This is a genomic window from Geminocystis sp. CENA526 (genome assembly GCF_050753365.1).
Lineage (GTDB): Bacteria > Cyanobacteriota > Cyanobacteriia > Cyanobacteriales > Cyanobacteriaceae > Geminocystis.
This window is the reverse complement of sequence record NZ_JBLZFY010000073.1, coordinates 1-21,070: the sequence shown is the minus strand read 5'-3', so window position 1 is coordinate 21,070 and position 21,070 is coordinate 1. Positions and strand designations below refer to the sequence as shown.

10 protein-coding genes are annotated in these 21,070 nt (G+C 36.4%); 6 read left to right on the top strand and 4 right to left on the bottom strand.

Translation table 11 applies throughout. From position 1 onward, the window contains the following. Window positions 1-157: 157 nt before the first annotated feature. Complete coding sequence (locus tag ACN4EE_RS16425; RefSeq protein ID WP_431707542.1) at window positions 158-307, top strand: hypothetical protein; 150 nt, start codon at window positions 158-160, stop codon at window positions 305-307. A 129-nt stretch (window positions 308-436) separates the two neighbouring features. After that, on the top strand, window positions 437-1,474 hold the full coding sequence (hemE, locus tag ACN4EE_RS16420) for a uroporphyrinogen decarboxylase (protein WP_431707541.1): 1,038 nt from the start codon (window positions 437-439) through the stop codon (window positions 1,472-1,474). 390 nt (window positions 1,475-1,864) lie between these two features. Here the strand turns inward: hemE and ACN4EE_RS16415 are convergent, their stop codons facing one another. Continuing rightward, on the bottom strand, window positions 1,865-3,673 hold the full coding sequence (locus tag ACN4EE_RS16415) for a DNA polymerase III subunit gamma/tau (protein WP_431707540.1): 1,809 nt from the start codon (window positions 3,671-3,673) through the stop codon (window positions 1,865-1,867). 204 nt (window positions 3,674-3,877) lie between these two features. Between ACN4EE_RS16415 and ACN4EE_RS16410 the strand changes: the two genes are divergently transcribed. After that, window positions 3,878-5,035, top strand: a complete 1,158-nt coding sequence (locus tag ACN4EE_RS16410; RefSeq protein WP_431707539.1) for a tetratricopeptide repeat protein — start codon at window positions 3,878-3,880, stop codon at window positions 5,033-5,035. 132 nt (window positions 5,036-5,167) lie between these two features. Here ACN4EE_RS16410 and ACN4EE_RS16405 read toward each other — a convergent pair whose 3' ends face one another. Further along, the gene (locus tag ACN4EE_RS16405) at window positions 5,168-6,916 is read right to left on the bottom strand and encodes an ABC transporter ATP-binding protein (RefSeq protein WP_431707538.1); all 1,749 of its coding nucleotides are present in this window, start codon (window positions 6,914-6,916) and stop codon (window positions 5,168-5,170) included. 283 nt (window positions 6,917-7,199) lie between these two features. Then, a complete protein-coding gene (locus ACN4EE_RS16400) occupies window positions 7,200-9,233 on the bottom strand; it encodes an ABC1 kinase family protein (protein ID WP_431707537.1) in 2,034 nt (677 codons plus the stop codon). A gap of 276 nt (window positions 9,234-9,509) precedes the next feature. Here ACN4EE_RS16400 and ACN4EE_RS16395 point away from each other — a divergent pair, with 276 nt between their 5' ends. Next, the gene (locus tag ACN4EE_RS16395) at window positions 9,510-10,304 is read left to right on the top strand and encodes a peptidylprolyl isomerase (RefSeq protein ID WP_431707536.1); all 795 of its coding nucleotides are present in this window, start codon (window positions 9,510-9,512) and stop codon (window positions 10,302-10,304) included. A gap of 307 nt (window positions 10,305-10,611) precedes the next feature. Beyond that, window positions 10,612-11,250, top strand: coding sequence for a hypothetical protein (locus tag ACN4EE_RS16390; protein WP_431707535.1), 639 nt, complete (start codon window positions 10,612-10,614; stop codon window positions 11,248-11,250). Between the two features lie 315 nt (window positions 11,251-11,565). Here the strand turns inward: ACN4EE_RS16390 and ACN4EE_RS16385 are convergent, their stop codons facing one another. Then, a complete protein-coding gene (locus tag ACN4EE_RS16385; protein WP_431707534.1) occupies window positions 11,566-12,678 on the bottom strand; it encodes a response regulator in 1,113 nt (370 codons plus the stop codon). 332 nt (window positions 12,679-13,010) lie between these two features. Between ACN4EE_RS16385 and ACN4EE_RS16380 the strand changes: the two genes are divergently transcribed. Then, a partial coding sequence (locus tag ACN4EE_RS16380) for a beta strand repeat-containing protein (RefSeq protein WP_431707533.1) occupies window positions 13,011-21,070 on the top strand: 8,060 nt, incomplete at its 3' end.

The following is a 21,070-nucleotide window of genomic DNA, read 5'->3' as shown; positions in this document are numbered from 1 at the left end:
TTCTAACACACCTTTTTGTTTTTGTGTATTTTCTTGTATAAGATATTAACTTTTTATGCTTTAGTCATTAACAGCAGGGTGAAAATAATTGACCACTGGAAAATGTACCCAGTAAACGAGTAGTCAAATTGGCTATAACACTTGAGGTATATAGGTTTTGGTTTTTGTCAAAGGGGGAAGTTCGGTTATTAGATTCATTGAAACAGTCACTTTACTGAATGAAAATCATCGTATTCGTAGCACACAAGCCTTTAAAAATGGTATTTTTGATGGTATTTCTTTTATCGAGGAAATGCGAGTTTCCTGATTTTGATCATTCTTAATTCCTAATTCCCAATTCAACCGTTGTTGTTCACACATTGTTACATTCTTTGGAAAGTGTAAAGGTGTAATGATATGCTGAAAAATGCACTTAAAATAAGAAATAATATATAAAATGAGCGAATTACCTTGTCTATTACGGGTTGCCCGTGGTGAAATCCTCGATCGTCCTCCAGTATGGATGATGCGTCAGGCTGGACGTTATATGAAAGTATATCGTGATTTAAGAGATAAATACCCCGGATTTAGGGAAAGATCAGAAAATCCTGATTTAGCCATTGAAATCTCTCTCCAACCTTGGAGAGCCTTTCAACCCGATGGGGTAATTATGTTCTCTGATATTTTAACACCGTTACCCGGTATGGGTATTCCTTTTGATATTATCGAAAGTAAAGGACCTATTATTGATCCTCCTATTCGTAGTTTAGAACAAGTAGAAAAATTACATCCCCTCGATCCTGAAGAATCTTTACCTTTTATTAAAACTATTCTTAATACTTTGCGTAATGAGGTTGGTAATAAGTCAACCGTATTAGGGTTTGTGGGCGCACCTTGGACTTTAGCCGCCTATGCTATTGAGGGTAAAAGCTCGAAAAATTATGCCGTCATTAAAAGTATGGCATTTTCTGAACCTGATATTCTCCATAAATTCTTAGGTAAAGTAGCAGATTCGATCGCAACCTATGTGCGTTACCAGATTGATTGTGGAGCGCAAGTTGTACAAATGTTCGACTCATGGGCAGGAGAATTAAGTCCTCAAGATTATGAAACTTTTGCTTTACCCTATCAAAAAAGAGTAGTCGAGCAAGTAAAAGCCACCCATCCCGATACCCCATTAATTTTATACATTAGTGGTAGTGCAGGAGTTTTAGAAAGAATGGGACAATCTGGAGTTGATATTGTCAGCGTTGATTGGACTGTGGATATGGCTGAAGCAAGACAAAGGCTCGGATCACAAATGAAAGTACAAGGCAACATCGATCCGGGAGTGTTATTTGGTTCACCCGAATTTATTAAACAAAGAATCTATGATACAGTGAATAAAGCTGGTAAAGGCGGACACATTTTAAATCTTGGTCATGGGGTATTAGTAGGTACACCAGAAGAGAATGTAAGGGTTTTCTTTGAAACTGCTAAACAAGTCAGATATTAAAGTGAGCCCCGTTGACTCTAAAACGCATTTACATTTACTGATGAAGGTAAGACTGGAAAGACTAAGCTAAAACTCATTTGCTGTCAGTAAAGACAATACAGGTGGACAGGGAGAAGGAGTTATTTATTTCTGATTCGATAATCTTAATGAAGGTTTATTGTGCGTAACGTCAGATATTAATTCCTTTGACAGTTTTATGATGTTTTCCAGACCAAAAGTAATCAATTAATTCAGATTTTAAAGGATTACTAACCATATCATCAACACTTAATGTTCCTCCTATATTAATTAAAGAAATTAAAAGATGACATCAATAAAATGTATTTTAAAATACCAAAATTAAGTTATATACTTTTTTAGTTATTTGTCAATGCGTAAGTTCTATATCAATTAAAATGGTACATCGTCTTCATTCTCAAAATCTGGTATTTCTGGACGATTGACTACTTTAATCTCTTTAATATCTGGTTTTGTTGCTTTAGGTTCCACTGATACGATTTCACCATTAACACTTTTTGCCAAAATTTTCGCCGCATTAAGGGCATTACTTTCTATCTTTCTTTCCAAAAAAACTACATTTTCTGGAGGTTTTGAAACAGGTTGATTGTTAATTTTTGGACTAGAATTATTAACGGATTTAATATTAGAAGACTCATCTTTTTTTCCTACCTGATTATCCTGTTTTGATTTAATTGTTTCTGATTTCATATCTTTATTTTCGACTAAAACTACCGACATTTTTTCTCCAAATACTAGGGAAAACCCTTGTTCAATATCTTTTTTTTGCCGATTACCCACATCTAATAAAAATTTAGTTCCTACGGCAATTTTTACCATTGATCCCTCAATGCTGATAATATGGCAATTTTGGCGAATAAATGTTTTTGTGGTCATTTTTTCGATGACTTGAACTACTTTTTCTTTGACTTGTGAAAAGTCGTTTAAATTAATTTTTTCGTTACTTTTTTCGACAGGATTTTTGACTTCTTCTTTAGTCGTATTTTCTCTGTTAATTACTCTCAAATTTGATGTTTTTTCCGATGGTGTATTTATCATTTGAAGTGAAGATGTTTTTTCTTGACTGGTTTCCACTGTCACGGTGGTAACTTGTGCTGAAGGTAAGAGATTCAAGAGGGTAATTTCTAACCAGAGACGAGGTTGAGTAGTATTTCTGATTTGTACTTCACTGTCTTTGAGTTTTTTCTGTCCCTGCAAAATGTGGCTTAATTCCCATGTTTTGGCTTCTTGGAGCAATTTTGACCAAGTTTCGGCGGTAATGGCTACTAAATCGTTTCTATGGGGGGCTGTTTTACTAATTAATAGACTGAGATAAAAATTAGCTAAATTTTGTAATACAATTATCGGTTCTCTCCCTCGATCGAGCAGTTTGCGACATTGAGTAATGACGTTTTCGGGGTTATCGGTGGCGATCGATTGTATCAATTCCAATAAATCTTGTTCGGAAACAGCACCGACTAAATCCCATACTTTTTGGGGAGTAATCGTCTCTGATAATAGACTAAGTTGATCAAGTAAACTTTGCGCATCTCGCATTCCGCCGTTAGATAATTGAGCAACAATAGACAAGGCTTCGGAGGTAATATCAATATTTTCTTTGGTAGCAATATCTTGTAAATGAATAATCATCGCTTCTAGGGGAATACGGCGATAATCGAATCTTTGACACCGTGAAATGATTGTCGGTAATACTCTTTGAGGATCGGTGGTTGCCAAGACAAATATAACCCTTGAGGGGGGTTCTTCTAATGTCTTTAAAAGGGCGTTAAATGCCGCCGTACTGAGCATATGGCACTCATCGATAACATATACCTTGTAACGGCACTGAACTGGGGCAAATTGAGCTTTTTCAATGATTTCTCGAATATTATCAACTCCCGTGTTACTAGCCGCATCAATTTCAATCACGTCTAATGCCGAGCCATTGGTAATACTTTTACAGGCTTCGCAAACTCCGCAGGGTTCATCGGTAGGTCGATCGCTTTGTAAACAATTCAGTGATTTGGCTAAAATCCGAGCGCTAGATGTTTTTCCCGTACCACGGGGGCCACAAAATAGGTAAGCTGGAACGATTTTTTCACTCTTGATAGCGTTGATGAGGGTTTGTGCGATCGCCTCTTGTCCTGCTAATTGAGCAAAGGTTTGCGGTCTATATTTATGATGTAAGGGTTCGTAAGTCATAGGAAGAATGAAGAATGAAGAATGAAGAATTAGGAATTAAAACATTTTATCTATTATCTTATCTATTACCTACTTTCTCTCACGTCACCCTATCATCATTTTCATTTTTATCAGAAAACTTTTTGATTCACGATCGATCCTTCAGGATAAGATGAAATTAATCATCAAATAAACACAAGGAATAGCTGTTAATGCACAAAAGTAATGATCAAAAAACTACAACAATGGCTTAAACAAATTCCTGCTACCATTCAAGCCTATGATCCTCTTAATGAAGAAGATGAAAACTACCATAATAACGGCAGTAATGGAAATAATAGCAATAATGGAAATAATAAAACATCATCTCATAAATCCATAGCAGTTAAAGACAATGATTTAGAGTTTCTCTTTCATCAACTTCTACAAGGGGTAGCTAATGGGTGGCAAGAAAATCGAATTGAGCAATTTTTTGAAAAATTAAGCCCAAAAATTACGGTGGAAACTTGGTTGGCTTGGTTGCAACGTTACCGCAATCAGTTAATGGCTTCTCCTGCTCCTCACTATCATTTCGCCGCTAGAATGATTATTTTAGGAGAAGTAACCGCTTCTTTGCCTTTTTTGCGCCCCATTGGCGATTTAGCTTATGAAATTGGTACAGAATTATTAAATCGTCGCCAAAATAATCCTATGGTGGAGTCATTACGATCGCGCTTAAATCCAGACAATGAAACAGACAGAGAAAATGAATTAAACGAATCTGCTAGTTCTTTAGGTGATGTGCTTTCTTTATTACAAAACAACCCCGAATTTGCAGAAAATACAGCGAAAGAATTAGGTATAAATACTGTTGATCCGGGGGTAATAATCGAGAAAATAGTACAGGAAACTGAGTTAGAATCTTGTGAGATAAAAGATTCCCCCTCCTCAGAAACCATTAACGATTTATTCAATATGGGGTTAGAAAAAGCACAAACGGGAGATTTAGAGGAGGCGATCGCATTGTGGGATCAAGTTTTGAGTGTGAATCCTCAATTTACCCAAGCATGGCATAATCGAGGTAGTGCTTTAGCTTACTTAAATCGTTTTGACGAGGCAATCGATAATTTTGATCAAGCCATTGCTATTGATGTTAACGACTATCACTCATGGAATAATCGGGGTAATGCTTTATACAGTCTTGGGAAGTGGCAAGAAGCGATTATCAGTTGGGATAGGGTTTTAGGTATTCAACCTAATTTTTTATCGGCTTGGTATCATAAGGGGTTAGCTTCTGAAAAGTTGAATTTGATTACTGATGCCATCGCTTGTTATGAAAAATGTATCTCGATCGATCGTCATCATAGTCTATCTCAAAAGGCTCTATTAAGAATCAAAGATTGAACTTAAAATGTGGTGAGGTAACTTTTAATAGTGAAATTGCTAAAAATATTCGCTTAATTATTAATAGTAATAAAAAACCAATTAAGTCAATACAAGTCGATGTTTTTGCTTTCTCCCCCTAAGCTATTTCTGCTAACTTAAAATTTCTTCTAGTTGATGTTTTTGCCACAGGGATTTATATAACCCTTCTTGGTTGAATAATTCATCATGTTTTCCAGACTGGACAATCTTACCATCTTCCATGACGAAAATTCGATCGGCATTTTGTACTGCCGATAGTTGATGGGTTATAAAAATAATCGTTTTGCCCTTCTCTTGTTGCAGATTTTCTAAGATTTGGGTAGCGGTTTTATTATCCACACTAGAAAGCGCATCGTCTAAGATTAACACGGGAGCGTCCACATATAAAGCCCTTGCTAACGAACTACGTTGTCTTTGTCCACCAGAAAGACTAATACCCCGTTCTCCCACTAGGGTATCATATTGTTGAGGGAAAATCATAATTTCGGGATGAATTTGGGCTTGTTTTGCCGCATATTCAATCTCTAGCATATCCGCTACAGGGTTACTATAGGCGATATTGTTTTTAATGGTAGTAGAGAATAAGAAGCTGTCTTGTGGTACATAGGCGATCGAACTTCTTAAATCCGTTAAATTAATGGTAGTAATATCAATGCCGTCTAAAAATAATTGCCCTGCCTCAATATCCAAAAGACGAGGAATAGCATTAGCAAGGGTGGATTTTCCCGAACCAATTAAGCCCACAATCGCCACTAATTCCCCTGCTTCGATGGTAAAATTGAGGTTGTTTAAGGCTGGATTTTTCGTATTAGGATAACGATAATTGAGATTAACGGCTTTAATTTCTCCCCTAATTTTTTCCCTAGATAAGTTAACAGAATTAGGATGATTTTTGATTTTCGGTTCAACATTAGTTATAGCAGAAATTCGATCGAGACTTACCTCTCCCCGTTGATAAGTTGTGATGGTAAAACCGAGTAAAGCGGTAGGAAAAACTAACCTTTCTACATAAATAATTAAAGCAATAAAATCCCCCACAGTAATTAAATTCTTTTCAATATCGCTAGTACCGAACCAAAGTAAAATTAAAAGACTAATATTAGCAATACCTTGAATAATAGGGAATAATAAATTACGAGTTTGAGCTAACTTTAAATTAGCTTTTAATAAATTGTTATTTTTTTTAGCAAAAGCCTTTCTTTCGTTATCCTCTTGCCCATAAATTTTAATCAGAGAAATACCGCTCATATCCTCTTGAATTAACTCACTAATCTCTGATAACTTTTCCTGTACTTCTAATTGATCTAACCTTAATTTATCGCTAAATAATTGGACTGTAAATAACATTAAAGGATAAATTACCAAAGCCATTAAACTTAAATTGACATTAATCAAAAGCATTGCCGGTAAAGTAAAAGCATAGGCAAAAATAGTATTAATTAAACTAAGAATGGCAAAGCCTACTAAACGGCGAATATTATCCACGTCACTGGTGGCACGATTAATTAAATCTCCTGAACTATTAACACTAAAATAAGCAGGTTCTAACTTTAATAAATGTTCAAAAATAATTTGTTTTAAATCAAACTCTACCTGTCGCCCAATGCCAAAAATTAAAACCCTTGATAACATCCGAATCGCCCACATTATACAGGCTAAAACGAATAATAAAATTACATAACCGATCACCTTTTCGATCGCAAAATTGTCTTGTAAATCATCAAAAATATCACGAATTAACCAAGGAATATAAACTCCAATGATATTAACCACAAACAACGCCGAAATACCCCAATATAATTTATCAAGATGAGGTTTTAAATAGGAGATTAATTTTTTCAGCCGTGAGGTATTAACCATAGATATTGATATTAATTAAGATAAAAATTCAGAGGATTATGTAATCATAACCTAATTTTGTCCCATCTTTTATGATATATGAGGAAGCATCTAAGTTGATCTCTGTTTGAGATAAGATTTAGACTAAATTGAGTAAATCGGAAGAAGACATAATTCAAAATGCTCATAAATTTATTTTTTATAGCCATTGCCTATTACCTATTACCTATTAACTATTACCTATTACCTATTAACTATTACCTATTACCTCCCTTCACCAAAAGAATTTTTCAGCAAACTCTATTTAGGCTGATGGTAAGGATAATTGAGGTTCATATTTATAGTTATTATTAATTTTACCATTGCCATTATGGTTATTATTTGAGTCTAATAAAATATTACGAATCAATCTAGCAGTAGCTTTTTGGGCTAATCCTCCTGCGATTTTTTGTCCTAATTTTTGGGTTTCACGGTTTTGCAAAATATTGGTGATAATGGGGATTAATTTTAAAGGATCATAACCGTCTGTTTCTTGTAAAATTTGTAAAATGTTGGTTAAATGTTCGATCGATTCTTCACTCATTAAACCTTTACCATTACCGTTATTATTAACAGTCGAATTAACAGGTTTTAAGCCTAAGGTTTCTCTTACTGTAGTGGAAATATTTAACCATGTTTTTTGACCAAAATGATCTAAAGAATTGACGATTTCATCGGCTAGTCTATCTCGGATAAATTCCCCTCTTTCAGAAAATAAATAATCCACTCCTTGATTTATAACTCGATCGAAATCATAATCAGGGGAATCTTTAGCATTTCTTAATAAGTTTTCTAGTCGATTCCAACGGAAACTACCATCTTTGAATAACAAATCCTTGAGGGAATTACGCAATTCTTGGGATTGATCTGTTAACAGTCTTTTGGCAACATAGGGATAGGCTTTGCTTAATACCTTGAAATTGGGATCGATATTAATGGCAATACCTTCCAATGTCACCATCGATCGAATAATTAAAGCATAATAAGCAGGTACTCGAAAAGGAAATTCATACATCATCGCCGACATTTCATCAGTGATTTTTTTAAAGTTCAACTCAGCTACACTAGCTCCTAGGGCATTGTTAAAAACGTTAGCTAAGGCAGGTATAATCGGTTTTAAGTCAGTGTCTGGGGTTAAAAAGTCTAATTTGACATAATCTTGGGCTAATGCCTCAAAATCACGATTTACAAGGTGAACGATGGCTTCAATTAATCCATACCGTTGATAGGGTAAAATTGTACTCATCATGCCAAAATCCAGATAAGCTAATCGCCCGTCTGGCATAGCCAATAAGTTGCCAGGGTGTGGATCAGCATGAAAGAAACCGTGTTCCAATAATTGTCGTAGAGAACATTGCACTCCCACTTCCACTAATTGAGTGGCTTCGATGCCTTGGGCTTGAATTTCCGCAATATCAGTCAATTTTGTGCCGTTAATCCATTCCATAGTTAACACCCTTCTACCAGTGTATTCCCAATAGATTTTTGGTACATAAATCTCCTCAATATGTCCGTATAATTCCTTGAATTTATTGGCGTTTTTACCTTCTTGAAGGTAGTTCATTTCTTCAAAAATACGCTCTGCTAATTCATCGGTAATGGCAACTAAGTCCGATCGAACACGTTTGACATTTTCCTTTACCCAACCTGCGATCGATCGCATAATATAAATATCAAGGGTGATGCGTCTTACTAAATCAGGGCGTTGCACTTTGATGGCAACTTCTTCTCCTGTTTTGAGTCTGCCCCGATATACTTGCCCTAAAGAGGCGGCGGCGATAGGATTTTCGGAAATTTCAGCGTAAACTTGATCGGGGGTTGCGCCTAATTCTTCCGTAATAAATTGATAGGCGATGTCATTGGGAAAAGGCGGTAATTGATCTTGTAATGTTGTTAACTCTTGAAGATAGGCAGGAGAGACTAAATCAGGACGGGTGGACAAAGCCTGACCGATTTTGATGTAAGCTGGTCCTAACTTGGTTAATACTTGCTTGAGTTTAACTGCTCTTTTTGACTCATTTTTTGCAGAATTACCCCACAGAGAATCCCACCAGTTATCAAACAATAACCCCAATACAGGAAACAAGATATTTAATAGTCTTCCCAAGACTTGGATCGATCGTTTGTTATAGTAATCAATTATCAAGTCAGGGTGATAGCGCCAACTATCGGGAGACATATCACTAATCGGAGATATATCTTCTTGATGTTTTTTCGGAATTACTACAGGTTGAGAGTGAACATTGATAATATTCTCGGCATTTTCACTTATTTCTGTGGGTGTAATGGTTTGAGTCATGAATTTACTTAATATTATCTATTGATTTTATACAATGTATATAGTGCTAATAATTGATAAAGATGAATAATAATTCTTTTTTTTATCAATTTGTTAACTATTGTAACAATATCTTTAGATTTTTAACGGACGTTAGTATTTGTCGCAAAAATTAAGATTTGAGATATTGCTGAGATGCTTTGCCATCACAAGACAATCAACTTCTCCATTCTTCATTCCTAATTTGTATCTGATAGAATTGATTGTTTACCGTCATAGGAAATTCTCAAAAAAATTATGAATCTTATTTTAATCTTATTTTTAATTACCACCCTTGCTTTATCTGGATGTCAGCAGTTAGAAGCGACAACAGGTACACTGGATAACGGTACAACTAATCAAGAAACTGTCGAAGGAGAAACTCAACCCCCTATTGATCAAACATCGCAAATCCCTGACAATACTAACAATAACGATAATCAAGGAAATCTAATGAATTTACCCCGTTTAGAAGGAAAAGCTACAGTTGTAATGAAGGTTAATGGTCAATCTATCACCATTGAAGTGGATGGAGATAATGCCCCTATTACCGCAGGAAATTTTGTGGATTTGGTCAAAAAAGGTGTTTATAATGGCGTAGTTTTTCATCGTGTAGTTAAAGACCCTTCGCCTTTTGTAGTACAAGGTGGAGACCCCCAAGGCAAAAATCCTAATTTCCCTGTGTCTAGTTTAGGCACTGGTAGTTATATCAATCCCGAAACAAATACCCCCCGTTTTATTCCCTTAGAAATTCGTCCTCAATATAATGATACTAAAGAAGGTGTTGAACCTCCAGCTATTATCTATAGTGAAACTACTCAGCAAAAGCCTCACCTTAAACATGATTATGGTGTAATTGCTATGGCTCGATCGCAGATGCCTGATTCTGCTTCTTCTCAATTTTATTTTACCTTAGCTGATCTTCCTTTCCTTGATGGTAGCTATGCTGTTTTTGGTAGAGTTACTGAAGGTATGGATGTAGTCGAAAATATTAAGCAGGGCGATCGAATCCAAACCGCCGAAGTGGTTTCTGGTGCTGAAAACCTCAAATAAGCATCAGGGAAAAACCTATATTTTCGTATAGTTTGGGCTTGTAGTTCAGCCTTGTAGTTCGGGCTTCTAGCCCGATTTGTACCTGAGTGCGATATAAAAATAGGTGAGGGCTGACTTGGAAGACTCCGAAGACAGGTGGACAGGGAGAAGGAGTTATTTATTTCTCATTCAATTATATGCAAGTTAAATGCGTCTTAGCTTATAAAGTTAATAATTAAAGAAATTGCGATCTAAGTCCATCTGCACTAGAAACAAATAAGATACAATTAGATTAGACACAATTACAAAATTAAAGAGGAGAAGAATTATGGCAACTACGGCAGATGATGTTTGGAGATTACTAGGGGAATTATTAGAAGCTCAAAAGCAGACTGAAAGAAGATTTCAAGAAACAGAGCGTATCCTGAAAGAGCAATCTCAAGAAACAGAGCGTATCCTGAAAGAGCAATCTCAAGAAACAGAGCGTATCATGAAAGAACAATCTCAAGAAACCGATCGTCGAATAAAACAAGTCAGTCAAGAAATTGGAAAACTAGGGAATCGTTTAGGGGAGTTTGTGGAATGGCAAGTACGTCCTTCTGCTGTAAGATTATTTCAAGAAAGAGGTATTGATGTCCATGAGTTACAATCCGATGTAGTGGTGAAAAGAGAAGAAGGGGGTTTAGAAATTGACTTATTGTTAGTAAATAATAGTGAAGTGGTATTGGTAGAAGTAAAAAGCAAATTGAGTCAAAGAGATGTGGATGAACATTTACAAAGACTAGAAAAGTTTAAACGCTTAATGCCACGATACCAAAACATGAAGGCATTGGGTGCAGTGGCGGCTATGGTAGTGGCGGATGAAGTTGCTAATTATGCTTACAGTCAAGGTTTATTTGTGATGACTCCATCAGGAGAAAATATGACTATTCTTAATTGTAATGAATTTCAACCAAAATTTTGGTAAGGCTTAAGTTATGATTATTTCAATAATAACGCTCGATCGAACTTATTTGGTAAGGATTATTAATTTTTACTCAGATGTTAAGCATTAATATTAAGTGAGTAGGCAAAATTAATTGTATGTTTACTTTATGAAAGGCAAAAGGCAAAAGGTAACAAAGATGTAAGTTATTTTAATGGCTCTTCTACCATCCCCTGCTTTATCTGTCTATATTTCTCTAGTTTCTCCTCTAATCCTTCTATCTCTCTATCCATATCCCCTAAATTTTAGCATCATACAACTCCAAACCAAACTTCTCACAACAAATCAACGTAGTAATTAAATCAAAGGTATAATATTGATGGTAATTCCATCCCCCAGTTTGTTCACATTCATTTGATAATTTTGTCCCTTAAATAAAAAAATATCCCTAAAATCAATATTATTTTTTACTACCTTAATAAATTCTTGAATCCATGCTAATTGAGAAAAATTGCATTGCTTTAAACTATCGACTAAAGTTATTAATTCAAGGTTATTAATATTAAATATATTAGCAAAAATAGGATTTATTAAATAATATTTAAAGTCAATAATATGGGCATTTTCAGGGCTACGAATCGCTTCTAAGACTGCAATGCCACAACAACTATTATTTAAAACACTAGCTAAAATCGATCGAGATTGATATAACATTTCAATAGTTTTTTCATGTTGTTTAATATCTTCTTCTAGTCTTAAAGTTTGATTTTTTAGTTTAATTTGATGGGAAACTCTCAATAAAACTTCTATTTCTTCAAAGGGTTTAGTTATATAATCACACGCCCCTAATTCAAAACCTTTAACTTTATCGATCGTATCATTTAAAGCACTGATAAAAATAATGGGAATATGAGATGTTTTTCGATCGGTTTTAATGATTTTACACATTTCATAACCGCTTATATTTGGCATTAATATATCCAATAAGATTAAGTCTGGTAAACTTTCTTCTAAAGATAAAAAAGCCATCTTTGCACTTCTGGCACTACGCACTTGATAACCTTCTTTTTCTAGTAATTGTTTCAGAATTTTTAAATTTTCTATATAATCATCAATAATCATAATAATTCCCTGATTATCATTAATATTTTCGCTGTTAATTTCTATTAATGATAATGATTTATTTTCTTGATTTTCTTCCGATTTTAAGATATTTTCAATGATATATTTACAGTTAATTTTAGTTATTTTTTCATGGTATAATTCTGATAATTGTGACCAAAACTTTGATGCAATATTTCTCACAGTACCTGAACTCATATATAATTTATTCGCTATTTGTTCATAGGATAAATTCTCGATCGAACCCTCTAAAATAATTTCTTCTGTGGAACTTAAAACTCGATTATATTTTAGATAAAATTGCTGTTTAATTACTTCGTTAATAGCCAAATATTTATTTTTATCCATAATTATAAATAGAGTATTGGAGATATTTTTTATATTAATTTTATGATTACTATATTAATTTATGAAAACTTAATAAATTTTTATGAGTCTCAGTATTCTTAAGTAAGTAAGGTTAATTTTTATAAATAATTTTAAGAATTGTAAAGAATAAATATTCCATGAACCTCAATTATATATAGAAAGATAGTCGATCGAACGAAGAAAAAACTAATGACAAAAATGACATTTTTCTCCTAGTAATTAAGTTTAAAATTGTGAATAGATTATCAACCTATCGATAATAATAATTTCTTTTTCTATCATTATCAATCCTTAAAAAGGAGTGTCATGCCATGTCTATTAACCTCGCTTCTAGTCAATCCGCTATCGTTACCGATTCTTTTGGTGTCAGTCATCTAGTTTGGGCAAACGAAGGCTACATTTGGCACGCCGTCTATGACAATAATTCAGAAACTTGGAAAAATGCCGAGGTTATTGCCTTTACAGGAAATGAAACTGTTACCAGCATCAATCTTGTAGCCAATGATAACCTCATAAATGGTAGCAATCCGGGGTTAGCGGTGGTATGGCAACAGGGAAGCCTCAATGATAGTGATTTTTTCTACACTGCCGCCCAATATGATGCCAATGCAGATTTACAATGGTTAGACACTCCTCAAGCCTTAACTTCTGATCAAGTAGGAGATTTAGAGCCTACTGTCACTGTTAATAATAACGGTGAAGTCATCGTTATTGGTTCAAAGGTTAATTTTGACAATATCGCTAACCTCAGCATTAAAGAAGATACCGACTTTTACTCTCAAAAATTTAGTATTAGCAGTTCTCAATTCTCTACCAATAGCAATACTATAACTCCGAATGCTTCCTACTCTCCTCAATTAATTAATAATGGTTTAGTCAATACGGGGGTTATAACTAGCAATAGCCAAAATACCAATCAGGCGGTACAATCCTCTACAGAATCCGAAGGTTTTGGTATTAGTAGCGAAACAGAACAACCGGGAGAAGAACCATTAGGCTCGTGGAATGCACAAATATCTTTTGCCAGTAATTTATTAGAAGATTGGGAATTGATGCACAGTGTGCCTAAAAGTGGTTTTCTTCGATCGATCATAACTCCGTTTATGGAACATTGGGAACTTGTGGGAACATTATCAGGAGGCACAACTTTTCCTTGGGGTGGAGAAGAAGCATCAATCTTTTTACAAACCAAAGCCCAATTAGAATGGGAAAGCCCCAAAGAGATTAAAAGCCCATGGAAAAATCAAACTGTTGCGAATCCCACTACGAATTATCAAGACAGCGATATATTTGGTAATTTATTTGCAGATGATACTAATATACCAGCAACAACGAAAAAAATACGGGGAGAAAGTCCCATTACTTTTGGCTTTGATCTCGATTCCACTTATACCTTTTCCAATACCTCTCCTTATGATTTGTTAAGTATTGATGATATTCTAGGTTTAACTGCTTCTGTTAAATTTCCCATTATTGCCGCCGCCGAAACCGCAGGATTTTTCAGTTTAGATGCTACGGGTAGTCTTGGTATTAATTTTAATCTTTTAGCACAGCCGAGTACCCAAGGAGGTAGTTATTCTCCTCAAACTTTAGGGGGAGCTTTATTGGTTTTAGGAGCAACGGCTTTTGGAGAAGCCGCAACTTTATTGCTTTCGATGAAAGATGAACAATCCGAAGCGGGGCTTATTGCCGTTGATATAGCGATTAATGTGGCTGAAACTTTTGCCGCTTTTATTAACGGTACAGCCGAAGGGTTAGATATGTCTGGCTCGATTAGTTTTCCTGTGTTAAGTACGGGATTAGTGGGCAAATTTCAAATTCCCCATGTGCCGATATTGAGTGCTGATATGAATGGCGGTGTTACGACTGCTTTTAATTGGGGTATAGGAGGCACTGACAATAGTATTTCCTTGAATTTTCCCATTGGTTTAGATGTCAAGGTAGGTCCGATCGGACTTGGATTTAATTTCGCCCCCGGTTGGACTTGGGATGTATTTAACGGTCATAAAAACTCTAGTAGCTCTAGTGTTTCGTCAGAAGTTCAAAGTTCTGCTTCTTTAGCACAAACGGGTTCTAGTACTACAGCTAGTTTAGCAGGTTCTTTAATTACTGTGGACTTTGGTACTGATTTAGATGAATTACCTTCCCCTAGTGATTTTACTGTCAATGTGACGGATATTAATGGCAAAGTCACCAATATTCCCGTGTTTAACGTGGTAGGAGGGGCAAGTGCTAATCTGGTAATTCTCCAGTTAGAAAGTGCTATTCCTACTTCAGAAAATTTTAACTACAGTGATTCTAACAATCCCACTCCCACTTACAATCAAGTTGATCTTAATTTTACCAATAGTCAAGGGTTAACAGATACCAATGGTAATGTAATTGAAAACATTTCGGATTTAGTTATTACCGATAATACTCCTAACTCCCTCGCTTATCAATACAACCCCACCAGTGGCAACAGTCAAAATTATATCAATCCCAGTCTCTTTTTAGCTTTTAATACTTCTTTAGAGCCTAGTGTAACTCCTGAGCTCGATCGATTTACTGTCAGCGCCAACAACACTAACTTATCTATTACTAATGCTCAAGTTAGCAATAATGGGGTTTTATTAACTTTTGCTTCATCGGTGACAAATCAATCTTTACAAAATGTCTCCATTAGTTATAACAATGATAGTTCGTTAGGCAATAATCCCTTAAAAGATACTAATAAAAATTTGATCGAATCCTTTACGGTTCAAAACGCTATATCAACCCAAGTTTCTCAATCCACTGTTTTCATCAATAACGACAATGGCAATCTGACATTATCCGACATCCTTGACGATTATAGCGTCACTGTCACTAACGCTGATGGAACGGTTAATAGCGTTACCGTGCAAAGTATTTCTTTGAGAGGAGAAAATGCCGTCTTAACTCTCACTCAAAATGTATCCCCCGATCAAACTGTCAGTATCACTTATAACAATCAAAATATCGGCAATTCCTTAGTAACAGGGATGACTCCTCCTGTCGTCTCTACTCAAGCACTCATGGCAAATATTGAGGCGGATTTAGGACAAGATAGTAGCCCCTTTATTGTTTCAGGTGGTTCATCTCCTTTATTGGCTTGGGTAGCGGAAGTTCCGCCTTTAGAACCCATCGCAGGTTTTGTCAATGGGCAAACTATCACCCTCAATTTTATCGATGAATTAGGTAACAATACTAATGTACCAAAAGGTGAACAATTTACCGTCACCGATAGTAATAATAATAGCTATACCATAGGCAATATTAGTATTTCTGGGAATAGCCTCACTTTAACTCTTGATACATCAGTCAGTACCGACACTGAACTAAAGATCGGTTACAATCTTTCTACTCCTACGGGTAACAATAATAATCTTTTCCTTGATAATTCCCAGACAAATACCACTCTTTGGGTTAATAATTTTAGCGACTTTGCCCTCACTAACACCACTAATAATAGCAATGCTCCCGTAATGTTGGGGGCTGGTTCGATCGTGGAAAGCAGTACCACAAATCAAATTACCCTCGTTTTTGATCAAAACTTAATCGCTCAGGGTGTCACCAATAGCAATTTTACCGTAGAAAGCAATGGAGTCGTATTTTCGATCGAACCTAACGTCACCATTAACGACAATACGGTTATTTTATCCGTGCAACCCCCAGAAGGTCGAAATCTCATCGGTAATGGAGATATTGTCACCGTCAGTTATACAGGAAATACTTTATCAGGTAGTAACGGTAATGTAGCGAATTTTAGCAATCAACCCGTTATCACTTCTCCTTCTACCCCCACCACTGTTATTAAATACGCCCTACTAAATTCATCTGAATCTAACCTCGTTAACAATATTAGTAGCATTCCGGGTACAGGAGGCTTTAACTTTAATCCCGTAGGTGCTTATAATGCTAGTAACAATACTACGGTGTTAGTTTGGTCAAATGCCAATAGTAGCGACATCAACACTAACCTTGTGTCAGGAGAGTTTTACACCGATGATGAAGCTACCTTAATTAATGAAAGTTTAAATCAATCTGACGTTTACTACTCTATTTATAGCCCCTCTAGCCAAACTTGGACTGTAGCGTCTCCCATAGCACAACAAGAAGGCTCAGAAGGCAAAATCGTCATCGGTGAATGGATTAATAATCAACTAATGACGGCATGGATTAACTATAACAACGGAGAATCCACTATTTACTGGTCAAGTCTTAGCTATAATAATGGGGTAGCTACTTGGAGTACTCCCGCAATTCTCTATGCAGACGCAAATCCTGATCCCTTAACAGAGTTAAGTATTGTCACCATTGACGGTAAACCAACGGTTTTATGGACAGAAACTCAAGCAATATCCTATAGCCAATTAACGGACAATGAATCCCCCCTCCTGTACTATCGTTTAGCGGAAACAAGTGGTACAACCCTTGTCAATGAGGGCATTTATGGAGCAGGTGGTAATGGTACTTATAGCGGTTCAGTAACATTTAATGAGGTAGGTGCATTAGAGAATACCACTACTAATGAGGGAGATGTTAACCCTGCGGTATTATTTAACAATGGTGATAGTGCCATTTCTTCCACTATTCCTTTATCGGGAGTTTCTTTTAGTGTAGAATTTTGGTTTAAAGTTCCCTCTTTACCCTCCAGTTCGATCGATCTGGTATCTGTCAGTAATTTATTAAGTATCAGTCTCAAAAATACGGGATTATCCCTGAATTTGAATGGGCAAACCTTAAACTCAGAAAACTTTACTCCTTCGGCGAATGAATGGTATTATGTCGTTGCCACCTATGACGGGGAAATCGATACCGCTACCCTTTATATCAACGGGAAACCGTCTGTCACTCAAGACAATTTGGAGTTAACCCTCCCTAGTAGTGCGACTATGACGTTAGCTAGTGCCTCTAATACCAGTGGCGTTTATTTAGATGAGGTAGCTTTTTATCGTCAAGCCTTAGCCTATAACGAAACTTCCGATTTATCAGATTTTGGTAATTTAACCCCCTCTCAAATTTCCCAACTTCTATTTAATGTCAATCCCATCGGTAATAAGTATAACTCTCAATATATCGCTCCTTTGCCCCCTGGACCTAATACGAATTATGTCACCTATGAGAATGGTCAATGGGGTATTCCTAGCTCGATCGATCCTACCTATAAACCTATCGCTACGCAACTATCAGACGCTAATAACCCCGAATGGGATGTTACTTCCTACACCAGTGCTAACAGTAGTGGCTACGTCAATCCTAATGGTAATACTGATATTTTCTTATCCTTAAACTTGGGTAATCAGGTGACAGGCACTAAAATCAGTTCGATCGAAGTTACTGCGATTAATAGCAATAATGAAACCATTACATGGAGTGTAGGCAATACCAACGGTTATCAATTAGCCGTAGCGCAAGGGAATAAACTGCTCAATCCTGTTAACCCTAATGGTAGTTTTGACTATACCATCCTTAGTCCTAGTGTGGACTTGGATTTATTCCTCGATGCAGGAAATAACACTTTCTCTAGTAGCACTAATTTTAACGTCACCATCAATTATAGTACGGGAAACCCTAGCACTCAAACGTTACAAGCAGGAAATGTCACCAGTGAACCCACAACCATCAATTCTAACCAAGTATTAGGTATCGCCACTGTTACTGAAGCCAATGATTCTTCCCTAGCCTTAATCGATAGTGGTTTTATCATCAATACCAATAACCCTAGTATGGGATATTCGATCGTCTCGGGTAATTTTAATGGGGATACTTATACCTATACCAATTCATCAGGCAATCAAGTAACTGCACCTTTAATGGATACTGCGGTTGCTAATCGAGGCTACACTAACACATCTGGTACTGTGTTAGGACAAGGTACAATCCAAATTCTTTTTGGCGGAGGAGCAGTCTTATCTAACAATGAAAGCAATCCTCTTACTACCACTGATTTAAGCGGAAATCCCAACGGTGTCTTAATTACTGGGTTAAGTGATACAGGACAAGCCAATGGCGATTTCCCCTTTAGTATGGCAACGGGGGATGTTGATGGTGATGGTTATGATGATCTTATCATTGGTGATCCTAATGCTAACCAAGTATATGTCATCTATGGCTCAGAAATGACGGCGGGAAGAACTATTGATGTCACCAATTTGGGTAATCAAGGTTATGTTATTAATGCTCCCACTTCTAACATTGGCTTTGGTTATTCCGTAGCGGTGGGTAATTTTAATAGTAATGCTCAATCTAATGGCACTTATGCCAGTGGTACTAAATTCGATATTGTCATCGGCGCCCCCGGTGCCAATAATGGTAATGGAGCGGTTTACGTTGCTTTTGACGGTACTTCTACCCTTTCCACTATCTACAATTCCATTAATACGGGAGAATTAGCAGGTTATAGCCTTGCCGTTTCTAGTCTTACCGCTAAAACGAAAACCTTTACAGGTAATACAACATCTGATGATTTAATCATAGGTGCGATCGGCTATGAAAGTGCCGTCACTAATCAATGGAATGGTTTAAACGGACTTCCTCGCAGTGCCAATGATAACCCAAGTGGACAATCTTTCCCCTCTACTTCTACCGCCGAAATTGGTGCTGTCTATGTTTATCAAAGTAATGGCACTGAAACTTTAAGCCCATATATGAGCTATACGGGTTCAACTTTACCATCCGGCAACGGTACAGCTAATAATGGTAACTTAGGAAGTGCTTTAAACAGTACAGACTTAGATGGTGATGGAGTTAACGATTTAGCGATTTCTGCCCCCGGAGACGCTAATAACAAAGGAGCAATATATGTTCTCAAAGGTGGACTCGCCAAAAATACAACTTCTCAAAATATCACAAGTGTAGCTAACTTAGGCATTGTGGGAGGGCTTTCCTTTAGTCAAACAGGGGCAATTATTACTTCCCCCGGAGATGTCAATAACGATGGTTATGCCGACTTTTTGATTACTGCCCCTCAAGGTGCAAACGGTACAGGGCAAGGTTATGTACTTTTTGGACCTCTTAATCTCAGTGACATTGGTACTATTTTTGACCTCAACGTTACCGCTAATGACAGTAAAAAGACTTTCTTACTCAATGGAGATCAACCTTATCAGCTAGTGGGTGCTGGTGCTAGTGGTATTGGGGATGTCAATGGGGATGGCGTGGACGATTTAATGATTAGTGCGCCTAACGCTGGACAGTTATATACTATCTATGGTCATCCTTGGTTAGCGGACGATGGTAGTATCAAATTAGCGGATATTTCTGCGAATAATGGTTTTATCATTGATGGTGATCTTTATACCGTCAATAGCAATGGTTATATTTTAGGGTTAAGCAATTCTAGCACTAATTCTACATACAAAATTAATATCCCCGTGGGTGTCTTATTTTTACTCAATCCTCAAGGGGAAGTCATTTGGCAAACAAATAATACTACCCCTGCTGTACAAGCACTGATGCAGACCGATGGTAATTTTGTTCTCTATAGTCAAGCACAACCACTTAATGAACCGGGTTCGGCGGAATTTGCTGTGTGGGCGGCTGGTAGTAATACCTCTGATGGTGCTTATCTGAGTTTAGCGGAAGATGGAGGTTTATATATTGTCAACAATAACGGTACTATTAACAAAACCTTAAATCAAGGTTCGGCTAGTGCCACTACTAATAATACTACTTTACAAGAAGCTAATCAAATTACCTCTAATTCTAGTACTTTTATTACGAACGATTTACAAGGTGTTGGTTTAACGGGTAATGGTAATAATGTGGTGATGTTAGGGGATGTCAATGGTGATGGTTTTGCTGATGTGCTTTCTGGTGGTAGTGACTCAGGAGGAATTTTAATTTTTGGTAATAGTACCACTAATCTAGTAGATGCCTCTGTTGGTAGCGATGATATAATTATTACCGTATCAAATCACACTATCAATCAGTTTTTAGCCTTAGGAGATATTAACGGCGATGGTTTACAAGATTTGGGAGTTATTGATAATGATAATAACTTCTATGTACAGTTAGGTTCTGCTAATTTACCTACCCTTGGTAGCTCGATCGAACTTAGTAGTGTGTTAAAAACTTCTATTAACAATGGGGTTGCCCTAGGGGATTATAACGGTGATGGTTATGATGACGTAATGTTAACTAGCACCAACAATGAAACATCTATTTATTTTGGTAACGTCCAAGGTAATTTATCATCTTCTGTCAATGTTGGTTCAGGAGTTTATAAACCAACAGGAGATGTAAATGGTGATGGTTACAGTGATTTTAGTTATCAATCTAGTAGTGCAGAAACTTCTACCAGTATTGGCTATGCCAATGGATTCAATAACTTAGAAATTTCTTATGGCAACTCAAACAAAACCGTTAG

Bases quoted from the DNA above. Each gene is read 5' to 3' on its own strand.
- hemE (WP_431707541.1), top strand. From the start codon at position 437: ATGAGCGAATTACCTTGTCTATTACGGGTTGCCCGTGGTGAAATCCTC.
- ACN4EE_RS16415 (WP_431707540.1), bottom strand. From the start codon at position 3,673: ATGACTTACGAACCCTTACATCATAAATATAGACCGCAAACCTTTGCT.
- ACN4EE_RS16410 (WP_431707539.1), top strand. From the start codon at position 3,878: ATGATCAAAAAACTACAACAATGGCTTAAACAAATTCCTGCTACCATT.
- ACN4EE_RS16405 (WP_431707538.1), bottom strand. From the start codon at position 6,916: ATGGTTAATACCTCACGGCTGAAAAAATTAATCTCCTATTTAAAACCT.
- ACN4EE_RS16400 (WP_431707537.1), bottom strand. From the start codon at position 9,233: ATGACTCAAACCATTACACCCACAGAAATAAGTGAAAATGCCGAGAAT.
- ACN4EE_RS16395 (WP_431707536.1), top strand. From the start codon at position 9,510: ATGAATCTTATTTTAATCTTATTTTTAATTACCACCCTTGCTTTATCT.
- ACN4EE_RS16390 (WP_431707535.1), top strand. From the start codon at position 10,612: ATGGCAACTACGGCAGATGATGTTTGGAGATTACTAGGGGAATTATTA.
- ACN4EE_RS16385 (WP_431707534.1), bottom strand. From the start codon at position 12,678: ATGGATAAAAATAAATATTTGGCTATTAACGAAGTAATTAAACAGCAA.